The 12,902-nt window shown below is 62.7% G+C and carries 10 protein-coding genes; 5 read left to right on the top strand and 5 right to left on the bottom strand.

Features of this window, described 5'->3' with window-relative positions:
* Positions 1 to 6: 6 nt before the first annotated feature.
* Positions 7 to 3,072: an efflux RND transporter permease subunit gene (locus OJJ21_RS11435; protein WP_297686281.1), complete on the bottom strand. Its 3,066-nt coding sequence runs from the start codon at positions 3,070 to 3,072 to the stop codon at positions 7 to 9.
* 3 nt (positions 3,073 to 3,075) lie between these two features.
* Positions 3,076 to 4,170, bottom strand: a complete 1,095-nt coding sequence (locus OJJ21_RS11430; RefSeq protein ID WP_297686278.1) for an efflux RND transporter periplasmic adaptor subunit — start codon at positions 4,168 to 4,170, stop codon at positions 3,076 to 3,078.
* A 136-nt stretch (positions 4,171 to 4,306) separates the two neighbouring features.
* Here OJJ21_RS11430 and OJJ21_RS11425 point away from each other — a divergent pair, with 136 nt between their 5' ends.
* Positions 4,307 to 5,038 carry a TetR/AcrR family transcriptional regulator gene (locus OJJ21_RS11425; protein ID WP_297686276.1) on the top strand — a complete coding sequence of 244 codons (732 nt, stop codon included), beginning with the start codon at positions 4,307 to 4,309 and terminating at the stop codon, positions 5,036 to 5,038.
* Here OJJ21_RS11425 and OJJ21_RS11420 read toward each other — a convergent pair.
* Positions 5,010 to 6,389 (bottom strand): PLP-dependent aminotransferase family protein, encoded by a 1,380-nt coding sequence (locus OJJ21_RS11420; RefSeq protein WP_297686274.1) that lies wholly within the window; start codon positions 6,387 to 6,389, stop codon positions 5,010 to 5,012. The two genes, OJJ21_RS11425 and OJJ21_RS11420, sit on opposite strands and share 29 nt — an antisense overlap.
* A 154-nt stretch (positions 6,390 to 6,543) precedes the next feature.
* Between OJJ21_RS11420 and OJJ21_RS11415 the strand changes: the two genes are divergently transcribed.
* The 4 genes from OJJ21_RS11415 to OJJ21_RS11400 all read left to right on the top strand — a co-directional run bounded on the left by OJJ21_RS11415 (position 6,544) and on the right by OJJ21_RS11400 (position 10,864).
* Positions 6,544 to 7,863, top strand: a complete 1,320-nt coding sequence (locus tag OJJ21_RS11415) for a hydroxymethylglutaryl-CoA reductase, degradative (RefSeq protein WP_297686273.1) — start codon at positions 6,544 to 6,546, stop codon at positions 7,861 to 7,863.
* A gap of 51 nt (positions 7,864 to 7,914) precedes the next feature.
* The gene (gene dctP, locus OJJ21_RS11410; RefSeq protein ID WP_297686271.1) at positions 7,915 to 8,955 is read left to right on the top strand and encodes a TRAP transporter substrate-binding protein DctP; all 1,041 of its coding nucleotides are present in this window, start codon (positions 7,915 to 7,917) and stop codon (positions 8,953 to 8,955) included.
* 65 nt (positions 8,956 to 9,020) lie between these two features.
* Positions 9,021 to 9,554, top strand: coding sequence for a TRAP transporter small permease subunit (locus OJJ21_RS11405; RefSeq protein ID WP_297686269.1), 534 nt, complete (start codon positions 9,021 to 9,023; stop codon positions 9,552 to 9,554).
* Complete coding sequence (locus OJJ21_RS11400) at positions 9,551 to 10,864, top strand: TRAP transporter large permease subunit (RefSeq protein WP_297686267.1); 1,314 nt, start codon at positions 9,551 to 9,553, stop codon at positions 10,862 to 10,864. Before OJJ21_RS11405 ends, OJJ21_RS11400 begins: the two co-directional genes overlap by 4 nt.
* A gap of 77 nt (positions 10,865 to 10,941) precedes the next feature.
* Here the strand turns inward: OJJ21_RS11400 and OJJ21_RS11395 are convergent, their stop codons facing one another.
* The gene (locus OJJ21_RS11395) at positions 10,942 to 11,850 is read right to left on the bottom strand and encodes a carbohydrate ABC transporter permease (protein WP_297686265.1); all 909 of its coding nucleotides are present in this window, start codon (positions 11,848 to 11,850) and stop codon (positions 10,942 to 10,944) included.
* The gene (locus OJJ21_RS11390; protein ID WP_297686263.1) at positions 11,843 to 12,898 is read right to left on the bottom strand and encodes a sugar ABC transporter permease; all 1,056 of its coding nucleotides are present in this window, start codon (positions 12,896 to 12,898) and stop codon (positions 11,843 to 11,845) included. Before OJJ21_RS11390 ends, OJJ21_RS11395 begins: the two co-directional genes overlap by 8 nt.
* Between the last annotated feature and the right edge of the window lie 4 nt (positions 12,899 to 12,902).

The following is a 12,902-nucleotide window of genomic DNA, read 5'->3' as shown; positions in this document are numbered from 1 at the left end:
GCCGGCCTATTCGGCCGGATGCAGTGCGGGGGCGGCGGCTCTAGCCTTGCTGCGGTCGCGCGCCAGCAGGGTATAGGCTGTCGGCACCACGAACAGAGTGAGCAGCGTGCCGAGCAGTAGTCCGCCGACGATGACCAGGCCGATCTGGTTGCGGCTTTCGGCGCCGGCGCCCATGGCCATGGCCAGCGGCACCGCGCCCAGCACCATGGCGGCCGTCGTCATCAGGATCGGGCGCAGACGCAGCGACGCTGCTTCGATCACTGCATCCAGCCGGCTGCGTCCCTCTTCCTGCAACTGGTTGGCGAACTCCACGATCAGGATGCCGTTCTTGGTGATCAGGCCGACCAGTGTCACCAATCCGACCTGGCTGTAGATGTTCATGGTACCGCCGCCGAGCTTGAGCGCCAGCAACGCACCGGTCATCGACAATGGCACCGTCAGCATGATGATGAACGGATCGATGAAACTCTCGAACTGCGCCGCCAGCACCAGGTAGATGAACATCAGGGCCAGAATGAAGGTGAAATAGATGTCGCCAGCCGCCTGCTTGAATTCGCGCGACTGGCCATTGTAGTCGATCTGCACGTTGGCCGGCAGCACCTTACGGGCAGCCTCCTCCAGCTGCGCCAGAGCCTCGCCCTCGGAATAGCCAGGCGCCACATTGGCCGTGATATCGGCGGCGCGCAGCTGGCTCATGCGGGTCAGCTCGCGTGCCGTAAGCGATTCGCGCACCTCGACCAGGTTGGACAGTTGCACCATCTGGCCGCTGCGGCTGCGCACATAGATTTTCGACAGATCTTCCGGATTGGTGCGTTCGATATCGGCCACCTGCACGATGACGTCATACTGTTTGCCATTCTGCTTGAAGCGCGTCACCTGACGACCGCCCAGCATGGTTTCCAGCGTGCGGCCGATGGTGTCGACATCGATACCGAGATCAGAGGCCTTTTCGCGGTTCACCGAAACCTTGATCTCGGGTTTGTTGAGCTTGAGGCGGGTATCGACATTGGCCAGGGCGGGATAGGTCGATGCCTCGGCCAATACGAGACCGACAAGACGATTCAATTCGTCGTAATCCATACTGCCTTGGAGCACGATCCAGATCGGCGATGAGCGCAGATTCTGGCCCAATGAGGGTGGATTGTTCACAAAGCCCTGCACGCCGGCGAGTTCGCTGAACCTGGGCGTCAGTTCGGTGACAATTTTCTGCTGCTTGCGATCGCGCTCATCCCAATGTGCCAAGCGGGTGAAGGACACGCCCTGCGACACGATGGGATTGCCCGAGACGACGAAACGTGATTGCGCTTCGGGCACCGCTTCCATGATTTTCTCGACCTGGCGGGCGTATTTCTCCATGTAATTGATGGTGGCGCCTTCAGGCCCGTTGAAGCTGCCGATGATGGTGCCACGATCCTCGATCGGCGACAGTTCCGGCTTGAGAGCGGAAAACAGGAAATAGCTGCTGCCGGCAAAGACCAGGCCGGCCAGGATCACCAGCAGACGCGCCTTCAGCGTGACGCGCAGGAAGCGGCTGTAGCCGCTGGTCATGCCGTTGAGCGCATCCTCCACCAGATTGAACAGCCGGCCATGCTTGGATTCATGCCGCAGCAGCCGGCCGCACATCATCGGACTGAGCGTCAGCGCGACAAAGCCCGAGACCAGCACTGCGCCGGCCAGTGCCCAGGCGAATTCGGTGAACAGGCGGCCAGTGGTACCGCTCATGAAGCCGATCGGCGCATAGACGGCCGCGAGCGTCAGCGTCATGGCGATCACCGCGAAGCCGATTTCCTTGGCGCCCTTGAAAGCTGCCTCCAGCGGCGCCATGCCCTCTTCGATATGGCGGTAGATATTCTCCAGCACCACAATGGCGTCGTCGACCACCAGCCCGATGGCAAGAACCATAGCAAGCAACGTCAGCGTGTTGATGGTGAATCCCATCGCATACATGATCGCGAAGGCGCCCATCAGTGAGGCCGGGATGGTAACGACCGGGATCAGCGTGGCGCGCCAGTTGCGCAGAAACAGGAACACCACGGCCACCACCAGCAGCACCGCCTCACCGATGGTGCGATAGACCGAATCGATCGAGGCACGGATGAAGACCGAGGTGTCGTAGGCGATTTCGGCGCGCATCCCTTCCGGCAGACTGTCCAGGATGGCAGGCAGGGCGTCGCGTACACCCTCGGAGATATCGAGCGGATTGGCCACTGCCTGCTTGACGATGCCGAGTGAGACGGCGGGCTTGCCGTTGAAACGCACGCTGACGCGCTCGTCCAGCGGACCGACCTCGACATGGCCGACATCACTGAGCCGCACCGGATAACCACTCACTTCACGGATGATGATGGCGCCAAACTGTCCCGCCGTGCGCAGGTCGGTTTCCGACAACACGGTGAATTCCATATTGCGGCTTTCGATACGGCCGGCCGGCACTTCCACATTCTGCCGGCGCAGCGCGCCTTCGACATCCTGTGACGTCAGGTTGTAAGCCGCCAGGCGGCCGGCATCGAGCCAGATGCGCATGGCATAGCGCCGCTCGCCGAAAATACGGGCCTCGGCTACACCGGCAATCGACTGCAGCCGATCTTTCACATAGCGATCGGCGAAATCGGTCAGCTCGAGCGCGGAATGCCGGTCCGAGGAGAAGGCGATGTAGAGCACCGGCTGGGCATCGGCCTCAACCTTCGAGACGATCGGTTCGTCGATTTCATCGGGAAGCTTGCCTCGTACCCGGCTGACGCGGTCGCGCACGTCATTAGCGGTCGCTTCGGCGTCGCGCGACAGCTTGAACCGCACTACGACCAGACTGCGTTCCGGCCGGGTGATCGAGCGGACGAAGTCGATTCCCTCGATGCCGGCAATCGACTCTTCCAGAACACGGGTGACCTGGCTTTCGATCACTTCTGCGCTGGCACCGCGGTAAATCGTTTCGACCAGCACCACCGGCGGATCGATATTCGGATATTCGCGCACGGTCAGGCGGGTGAAGGCGACCAGACCGATCAGGACCACGACCAGGCTGAGGACGGTGGCGAAAACCGGGCGGCGGATGCACAGATCGGAAATCTTCATGGTCTACGACCCGGCCAGCTTCGATTCGCGGACGAACTGCCCGTCGCGCAGTTTCTGTGCACCTTCGGCGACAATTTGGTCGCCGGGCGTGAGGCCTTCCAGCACTTCCACTTCGCCGCCGCGGCGCAGGCCGATATGCAACCTGGTCTGCACAGCCTTGCCCTGGATGACACGGAAGGCAAACACGTCGCGTCCCATCGGCATCAGCGCGGTTTCAGGAATCAGAACCGCATTCGGCCGTTCCTCCACGATCAGGGTGACGCGGGCGAACATGCCGGGCCGCAGCTTCTTGTCGGTGTTGGGCAAGCGGGCACGCAGGATGGCGGCGCGCCCGTTCGGGTCGATGGCCGGATCGATGGCATAGACGCTGCCCTCGAAGATGGCGCCGGGGATGGCATCAAGGCGCACGCGGATCGCCTGTCCGACAGCGATGACCTGTGCATGGACTTCTGGGATACGGAAATCGACCTTGAGCTGCTCGACGCTTTCGATATTGGCAATGGCCTGACCCGGATTGACGTAATCGCCGACACTAACTTGACGCAGGCCGATGATGCCGTCGAATGGCGCCTGGATACTGCTTTTGTCGAGCGTGGCCTGGGCCAGCGCCAGCACGGCCTCGTCATTCGACAGCTTGGCCAGCGCTTCGTCGAGCGTGCGCTGGGTGCCGGCGCCGCGCTCATGCAATTCCCTGGCGCGGCTGAAATTGGCGCGGCTCAGGATGATGCTGGCACGGGCCTGATTGACCTGGGCGCGGGCGATCGCAGCATCCAGACGCAGCAGCGGCGTACCGCGCTTCACCGGCTGGCCTTCCTCGAACAGAATCTCGCTGATCCGGCCGGTGATTTCCGGCCGCAGAACGACGGATTCGTCGGAGCGCAGACTGCCGATCGCTTCGATCTGCTGACGCACCGCCCCGATGATGACCGGACGGATGTCGACGGGAATGGGCGCCTGCTCGCTGCCCTGGCGCGGTGCAGCGGTCGTCGTGCCGGCCGCGTTGGGAGCCAGCTGCGACCTGATCTGCGGGCCATAAACCCAGATGACGCCGCCCGCCGCCGCCAGTACAAGAATACTGATACCGAAGCTCTTCTTCATCACCCGCCTGCCAATTCGGAAAACACGGCGCCGCCCATCTCACAGACCGGGCTTTCGCTGGACCTTGCCCCGTATCCAGATGCACGCCGTATATCTGTACTGTAGAGTGTAGAAAATATAAGGCAAATGTTACCGCATGACAGTCCGAACCAAGCGTACCAATTCCGGGGCGGCGCCGCCACGAACCTCTCGCCAGCCCGTGCGCCGGCGCGGCCGCCCCGCCGATGCCCGCAAGCATGCCGACATCCTGGCCGTGGCCATGGATGTGTTCCTGGAACGCGGCTTTCACGCCGCCAGCATGGACGCAATCGCCGAGCGCGCCGAAGTATCGAAAATCACCGTTTACGCGCATTTTTCCAGCAAACAGGCGTTGTTCAGCGCGATCATAGCTGAACTCGCCGGCCGGCTGACCGGGACGATTCAACGCCTGACCCTGGCGGGATTGCCGCCGGCCCAGGCCCTGCGACAGGTGGCGCGGGCCTATCTCGATCTGGCGCTGGCCCCGCGGTCGCTGGCGCTGCATCGGCTCGTTGTTGCCGAAGCGGTGCGCCATCCGCAGCTGGGCAAGCTGATCTTCCGCAATGGCCCCAAGGCCATTGTCGATACGCTGGCTGAATATCTCCGGGTGCAATCAGCGCTGCGCATCGCGAATCCGGAACTGGCGGCCCAGCAGTTTCTCGGCATGGTGCTGGCGCAGAACCAGCTCGGCCTGCTGCTGGCTGCACGGCCGGCAACAAAGACCGCAGTCGCGCTCGACGACATGATCGACCATGCCGTCGAGCTGTTTCTGCATGGCTGCCGGAATGACCGCGAGCCAGCAGACAAGAAAGGTCGGGGCCTTATCGGTCGCCGCACTGCTCGGCCATGAAACGCAGGAACGCATCATCCTGCGCATAAGCTACATTGACACGCAGCGCCGGCGTATGGACCGCGCGATCCAGCGTGAAGATCGAGCTGGGTGCCAGGAAGATGCCGCGTTCGGCCGCCAGCCGCGCCAGCTTCACATCGTCGCAGCCCGGTGGCAACGGGCACCACAGGTAATAGCCGCCGGCCGGTGCGCTGAAACCACCCAGCCCGATGGCGGCGAGATCGGCCATCGCCCGGCTTGAGGCGCGCGCCACCCGGTCGCGCAGGCGGCTCAGGTGATGGCGGTAATGCCCGTCGGCCATTAGATCGTGGATCAGTCGCTCGACATAGCCCGAACTGTTCACCACGGTCAGCATCTTCACATCGGTGAGTGAGCGGATCAGCGCCGCCGAAGCGGCGATATAGCCGGTGCGCAGGCTGGCCGACAGCGTTTTTGAAAATGTGCCGACATAGATCACGCGGTCGAGCTGGTCCAGCGTGGCCAGACGCGGTGTGATCGGCGGCAGCAGATCGGCGAAGGGATCGTCTTCCACCAGGATCATGCCGAGCCGGTCGGCCTGCTGCAGCAGGCGGTGGATCGCCGCCGGCGTCATCGAAGTGCCGGTCGGGTTATGCGCCAGCGTCTGCGTGAAGAACAGCCGCGGCCGGTACTGCGCCGCCTTGGCTTCCAAGTCTTCCGGATCGGGGCCTTCGGCGGTGCGGCGCACGCCGATCACATTGGCGCGCGCCAGCCGCAGCTTGCCGAACAGCGGATAATAACCCGGGCTGTCGACCAGCACGGCGTCGCCCGGCTCGATGAAATGCCGCACGATCAGGTCGAGCGCGTGGTTGGCACCGAAGGTGAGCAAAATCTGTTCGGCATTCACATGGATCGAGCGTTCGATCAGCCGGCCGGCGATCATCTCGCGCAGCGGACCATAGCCCTGCGGTGCACCATAGCCGTGTTCGATCCGTTCGCCGCCGCGCGTGCTCAGGCGCAGGTGACGGCCGAGTTCGGATGCCTCCATCCATGCGGCCGGCGGCCGGCCGTCGCCGACGCGCACGGCGTAATGCTGGTTGAGTTGCTCGCGCAGCAGAGAGACCAGGTCGATGGCCTCGCTGACATGGGCAGGACGAATGCTGGCGGATGCCTTCGGCCGTGGCCGCGCGACATAGAAGCCCGAGCCGCGCTTGGGTTCGAGATAGCCCTGCGCCACCAGCCGGTCGTAAGCCTCGACCATGGTGTTTTTCGACACGCCGAATTCGCCCGCCGCCTGGCGCACCGAACCGAGCCGCATGCCCGGCGTCAGATGGCCCTGTTCTACCTGCTGCGCGATGTTACGGGCGATCTGCTCGGCCCTGGCGATCCGCATGATGCTGCTTCCTCTTAAACTGTACCAGATAATCAATCAGTACAGTTACTCGGACAATACCGAGAATTGTCCCTTGTTTAAACCCGCATGCCGCCTGATTTTGGGCAGCGATCAGGACCGCGCCGGCAAGGCGGCGGCCATATGGAGGAAGCACATGAGCAAGGCGGTCTCTGCCACTGAGGCAGGGCGAAATGTGAATTCGCGTATCGAAAACTACCGCAACATGACGCCGGTGCAGCGCCTGGAGGCGCTGGTGCAGGCCGCCGGTCTGAGCGACGCCGACCGCGCCCTGCTGGCGGCGCCCGGTGCCCTGCCGGTCGAACGCGCCAATGGCATGATCGAGAATGTGATAGGCACCTTCGAACTGCCGTTTGCCATCGCCACCAATTTCCAGATCAACGGCCGCGACTACCTGATTCCGATGGCGGTGGAAGAACCCTCCATCGTTGCCGCCGCCGCCTATATGGCACGGATCGCACGCAGCTGCGGCGGCTTCGAAACCTCCAGCACCATGCCGATCATGCGCGCCCAGGTGCAGGTGATCGGCCTGTCCGATCCGCACGGCGCGCGGCTGCAGATTCTGGCCGTCCGCGACGAAATCATTGCCGCCGCCAATGCACGTGACAAGGTGCTGATTAGTCTGGGCGGCGGCTGCCGTGACATCGAGGTGCATGTTTTTCCGCAGACCCCGCGCGGCCCCATCGTGGTGCTGCATCTGCTGGTCGATGTGCGCGATGCCATGGGCGCCAACACGGTGAACACCATGGCCGAGACGGTAGCGCCGATCGTCGAGCGTGTTACCGGCGGCCAGGTGCGCCTGCGAATCCTGTCCAATCTCGCCGACCGCCGCCTGGCGCGCGCCCGCGTCAGCCTCACCGAGGAGGCGCTGGCGACCAAGGATTTCTCCGGCCGTCGCATCATCGACGGCATTCTGGACGCCTATACCTTCGCCGCCGTCGATCCTTACCGCGCCGCGACCCATAACAAGGGCATCATGAACGGCATCGATCCCGTGGTGGTCGCCACCGGCAACGACTGGCGCGCCATCGAGGCCGGCGCCCATGCCTGGGCCGCACGCAGCGGCCATTACACTTCGCTGACCACCTGGGAACTCAGCAACGACGGTCGCCTGGTCGGCACGCTGGAGATGCCGATGGCACTCGGCCTGGTCGGCGGCGCCACCAAGACGCATCCGCTGGCCCAGCTGGCGTTGCGCATCCTCGGCGTGACCACGGCGCAGGAGTTGGCTGAGGTCACCGTCACCGTCGGCCTGGCGCAAAACATGGCGGCACTACGTGCGCTCGCCACCGAAGGCATCCAACGCGGCCATATGGCGCTGCATGCCAGAAATATCGCGATCGTTGCCGGCGCAGTAGGGGAGGAAATCGACAAGGTCGCCGCTGAACTGGCGGCGAGCCATGACGTGCGTACCGACCGTGCGGCCGAAATCATCACCCGCCTGCGCAAGGCTTGAAATCACCGCGTTCAGTAATCCAAGAAAACAAACCAACCGGAGGAAACAGGAATGACGATCAATCGACGCAAGCTGCTCGGCTCGGGCGGCGCCCTGCTGGGAGCCGCTACCTTTGCGGCTGCAACACCGGCGCTGGCCCAGAGCGGCGCTGTGAAATGGCGCATGCAGTCGCTGTGGGATCCGGGCACCACGCCGCAGAAGTTCGAAGAGCGTTTCGTCAAGCGCGTCGCCGAACTGACCGGCGGCAAATTCACCCTCGAACTGTTCGCCGGCGGCCAGATCGTGCCAGCGGCGCAGGCCTTCGATGCCGTGCGCGGCGGCGCCTTCGAGATGATGAAAACTTTCGACGGTTACGAGGCTGGCAAGATTCCGGCCTTTGCCTTCACCAGCACGATTCCCTTCGGCTTCCCCGAGTCGGATCAGTACGAAGCCTGGTTCTATGAGGTCGGCGGCCTGGAGATGGCCCGCGAGGCCTATGCACCGGCCGGGCTGACCTACATTGCTCCGACGGTCTACGGCCAGGAGCCGATCCACGCCAAGATGCCGATCACCAAGATCGCCGATCTGGCCGGCAAGAAGGGCCGCTTCGTCGGCCTGGCCTCGGCGGTGATGGGTGCCTTCGGCGTCAGCGTTTCGCCGCTGCCGACCGGCGAGGTCTATTCCGCACTCGACAAGGGCGTGATCGACATCGCCGACCGCGGCGACCTGACGGCGAATTTCGAAGCCGGTATCGCCGAAGTGGCCAAGCATGTGGTGGTGCCCGGCGTGCATCAGCCGACCACGGCCACCAGCTATGTCGCCAATCGCGGCGCCTATGAAAAGCTGCCGGCCGAGTTCAAGGCGGCCCTGGCCGTGGCGGCGCGGGAAATCTCCTCCAGCCTGCGCCAGCACATCCTGGTGCAGGATGCGCTCGCACTCGAAAAGTACAAAGCGAAGGGTTGCACCATCCACAGCTTCGATCCGGCCGATATCCTTGCCAACCGTCCGAAGGCCGTCGCGGCTTGGCAGGCAGCGACCAAGGACAACCCGCTGGCCAAGAAAATTCTCGAAAGCCAGGTTGCCTTCATGAAGCGTCTCGGCGTATTGGCCTAACGCACTCATCGTACGGCGGATGCCCCAGCATCCGCCGTTTTCTTTCCAGAATACCGGGGAAGCCCATGCCGTCAGTCATCGCCGGGTTCACCGGTGCCGTTACCGCGATCAACCGCGCAGCCTTCTATCTTGCCATATCCCTGGTCTACCTGATCGTGCCGGTGATGCTGATCGACGTGGTGGCACGCTATGTCTTCAATGCGCCGACGGTCTGGGGCATGGAACTGGCTACCCTGCTGTTCGGCCCATATTTCCTGCTCGCCGGCCCCTATGTGCTGCACCTCAAGGGCCATGTGGCGATGGATATCCTGCGCCAGCGGCTGAAGCTGCGCGCCGACCGTATGGTCGAACTGGTCAACCTGCCGATCATCATCGCCTTCTGCGCGATCCTGCTGTGGTTCTCGGTGCCGGCTGCGGTCGATTCCTGGAATTACGGCGAAACCTCCTTCTCGGCCTGGAACCCGCCGATCTGGTGGACCAAGGCGGCCGTGCCGCTGTCGCTGGTCCTGATGCTGCTGCAGGGCCTGGCTGAATTCCTGCGCGTGCTGTTCCGCGACCCCGGTGCCATGGGCCATCGCCACGAGGAGGTCGCGCTGTGAGTTCGACTGCCATTCTGATCCTGATGTTCGGCGGCCTGACGCTGTTCATGCTGACCGGACTGCCGATCGCCTTCGTGCTTGGCGGCCTGTCACTGCTGATCACCGTGCTGTTCTGGAATCCGCAGGCCGTCATCATTCTGGTACTGCAGATTTTCGACACCATGAAGTCGGAAGCCCTGCTGGCGATACCGCTTTACATCCTGATGGCGGCGTTGCTGTCGCGCTCGGGCGTGATCGAAAAGCTCTACCGCGCCATGGAATTGTGGTTCGGCCGCCTGCGCGGCGGGCTTGCCGTCGGCACCGTGGTGATCTGCGTGATCATGGCAGCGATGACAGGCGTGGTCGGCGCCGCCGTCACCGCCATGGGCATGCTGGCCCTGCCCGAGATGCTGCGCCGCAAGTACAGCCCGGAGCTCGCCACCGGCACGATCTGCGCCGCCGGCACGCTCGGCATCCTGATCCCACCCTCGGTACTCACCATCGTCTATGCCGTCACCGCGCAGGTCTCGATCGGCAAGATGCTGATCGCCGGCATTGTGCCCGGCCTGGTGCTGGCGTTGCTGTATATCACCTATATCCTGCTGGTGGCCTGGCTGAAGCCTGGCGCCGCGCCCCTGCGCGAGGATTACGCGCCGGTGCCCCTGCGCCAGCGCCTCACCGCACTGAAAGCGCTGGTGCTGCCTGGCCTGCTGATCGTGCTGATCCTGGGATCGATCTTCTTCGGCATCGCCACACCCACCGAGGCCGCCGCCGTCGGGGTATTCGGCGCCCTGGTTGCAACGGCGCTGGAGAAGAAGCTGAGCATCGATGCGCTGGTTTCGGCGGCAGCCGATACCGGCAAGGCCACGGCGATGATCCTGTGGATCACCATCGGCGCCAAAGCCTATGTCGCCATCTTCACCGGACTGGGCGGCGCCGATTCGCTGCTCGGCCTGATCAAATCGCTCGACGTCGGACCTTACGTGATCCTGGCGGTGATGATGCTGATCCTGATCTTCCTCGGCACCGTACTGGACGAGATCGGCATCATCCTGCTCACCGTGCCGGTCTTCATCCCGGTGGTGAAATTCCTCGGCTTCGACGAAATCTGGTTCGGTGTGCTCTACGCCATCACGATCCAGATGGGATATATCTCGCCGCCCTTTGGCTACACGCTGTTCTATATGAAAGGCGTGCTGCCCAGGAGTCTGGATATGGGCGTCGTCTATCGTGGCATCGTGCCGTTCTTCCTGTTACAGGGCGCAGGCCTGCTGATTGCCATGGCATTCCCCGGCCTGATGACGATCCTGCCCCGCCTGATGGAAAACTGACCGGCTGAATGAGGTGGCGGGTCCTGCAGCAGCCCGCAATTTCCTGCGACCTGAAGATACCCGAGAGCTGACGATTCCTATTCCTTCACCGCGCCGGTCATCGCCGAGACATAGTGTTCCACGAAGAAGGCATAAAGTACGACGAGGGGCAGCGATCCCACGAGCGCGCCCGCCATCAGCGAGCCCCAGCGATAGATATCGCCATCGACGAATTCGTTGACGATGGCCACGGGCACCGTCTTGTTCTGGACGGACTGCAGGAACGTGAGCGCGTAGATGAACTCATTCCAACACAGCGTGAAGCAGAAGATAAAGGCTGAGATCAGGCCCGGCACGGACAGCGGCAGTACTATCTTGGTCAGTATCTGCCAGCGCGACGCACCATCGATCAGCGCGCATTCCTCAAGCTCATAGGGAATGGTCTTGAAGTACCCCATCAGAAGCCAGGTGGAGAACGGGATCAGGATGGTCGGATAGACCAGAATGAGGGCGAATGGACTGTCGAACAGCCCGTAATTGAAGACGACGGTGGCGAGCGGGATGAACAGGATGGACGGCGGGACAAGATAGGCAAGGAAGATCAGGCCGCCGACGGTCTGTGCACCCCGGAAGCGCAGGCGCACGATGGCATAGGCGGCAAGCACGCTGGCAAACAGCGACAATGCCGTCGCCGCCGCCGCGACATACATCGTGTTCCACAGCCAGCGCGGATAGTTCGACTCGAACAGGAGTTTCTTGATGTGTTGGAATGTCGGCTCCCAGGTCCAGAACGGGCTGACCCGCTCCATGTCCAGCAACTGCTCATTCGGCTTAATCGATGTGAGTGCCATCCAGTAAAATGGAAACAGCAGAATCACGAGGAACAGAGCCAGCGGCAGATAGAGTGTGACCAGCCGCCGCGGCACCGATTCCAGGTAACTCATACCCTCGGAATGATCGTCGGACGCACCCGCGCGGCCAGCACCCATTGTCTTGGCCTCAGTCATTGTCGGCTCCCTGCTGCCATTTCCGGCGTTGCAGCCCGAACCACGAAATCATGATGGCGCCGAGCAGGAATGGAATCATGGCCGTGGCGATCGCCGCACCCTCGCCGAGTTGCCCGGCGATGATCCCGCGTTGATACGACAGCGTGGCCATAAGGTGAGTGGCATTCACCGGCCCGCCGCGGGTCATCGCCCAGATCAACTGGAAGTCGGTGAAGGTGAACAGCACCGAGAATGTCATCACGACAGCGATAATCGGCGTCAGCAGCGGGTAGGTTATGTGGCGGAAGCGCTGCCAGGGCGTGGCGCCATCGAGCGTCGCGGCTTCATAGAGCGACGGCGATACGGTTTGCAGGCCGGCCAACAACGTGATGGCAACAAAGGGAATACCGCGCCAGATATTGGCGAAGATGGTTGACCAGCGCGCATTCCACGGATCGCCCAGAAAATCAATGTTGACCGTGATCAGGCCCAGCTTTTTGAGAGACCATGACAGGATGGAGAATTGCGAGTCGTAGATCCACCAGAAGGCAATCGCCGAGAGAACCGTCGGGACAATGAATGGTATCAGCACCGCAGCGCGGATGATGGCCTTGAAGGGAATATGCTTGTTGAGCAGCAGCGCCAGGTACAAGCCTGCGGCAAACTTTATGGCACTGGCGACGATCGTATACAGCAGCGTATTGAAGACCGAGAGCCAGAAGATCGAATCACCCTGCAGCCACTCGTAATTCTCGATCCCGATGAAAACGCCGCTACGGCCAATGCGCGTATCCGTAAACGAGAGCCACACGCCGAGACCCAGTGGATAGGCGAGGAAAAGAAACAGGATCGCCAGGGCAGGCAGCATGAACCAGTAGCCGAGCCAGGTCCGGTTCGACTTGAGCTGGCTCCATGCGCTGAGCTGACTCTGCTGCGGTGTGCGCCGCCCGCCGGTTTTGGTCATCGGTTTAGTGGTCACATCAACCATGCTGTTCCCGTTCAATACGCCCGGTTCAATATAATTTTGGGCTGGCAGGGGGTCACGGGCGGACAGCCGCCCGTGACCCATTCCC

This window comes from Ferrovibrio sp., assembly GCF_025869515.1.
GTDB lineage: Bacteria > Pseudomonadota > Alphaproteobacteria > Ferrovibrionales > Ferrovibrionaceae > Ferrovibrio.
The sequence above is the reverse complement of the archived record's forward strand: the minus strand, read 5'-3'. Positions and strand labels throughout refer to the sequence as shown.

Excerpts from the sequence above, each read along its gene's own strand:
- OJJ21_RS11435 (WP_297686281.1), bottom strand. The coding sequence starts at position 3,072 with ATGAAGATTTCCGATCTGTGCATCCGCCGCCCGGTTTTCGCCACCGTC.
- OJJ21_RS11430 (WP_297686278.1), bottom strand. The coding sequence starts at position 4,170 with ATGAAGAAGAGCTTCGGTATCAGTATTCTTGTACTGGCGGCGGCGGGC.
- OJJ21_RS11425 (WP_297686276.1), top strand. The coding sequence starts at position 4,307 with ATGACAGTCCGAACCAAGCGTACCAATTCCGGGGCGGCGCCGCCACGA.
- OJJ21_RS11420 (WP_297686274.1), bottom strand. The coding sequence starts at position 6,389 with ATGCGGATCGCCAGGGCCGAGCAGATCGCCCGTAACATCGCGCAGCAG.
- OJJ21_RS11415 (WP_297686273.1), top strand. The coding sequence starts at position 6,544 with ATGAGCAAGGCGGTCTCTGCCACTGAGGCAGGGCGAAATGTGAATTCG.
- dctP (WP_297686271.1), top strand. The coding sequence starts at position 7,915 with ATGACGATCAATCGACGCAAGCTGCTCGGCTCGGGCGGCGCCCTGCTG.
- OJJ21_RS11405 (WP_297686269.1), top strand. The coding sequence starts at position 9,021 with ATGCCGTCAGTCATCGCCGGGTTCACCGGTGCCGTTACCGCGATCAAC.
- OJJ21_RS11395 (WP_297686265.1), bottom strand. The coding sequence starts at position 11,850 with ATGACTGAGGCCAAGACAATGGGTGCTGGCCGCGCGGGTGCGTCCGAC.
- OJJ21_RS11390 (WP_297686263.1), bottom strand. The coding sequence starts at position 12,898 with ATGGGTCACGGGCGGCTGTCCGCCCGTGACCCCCTGCCAGCCCAAAAT.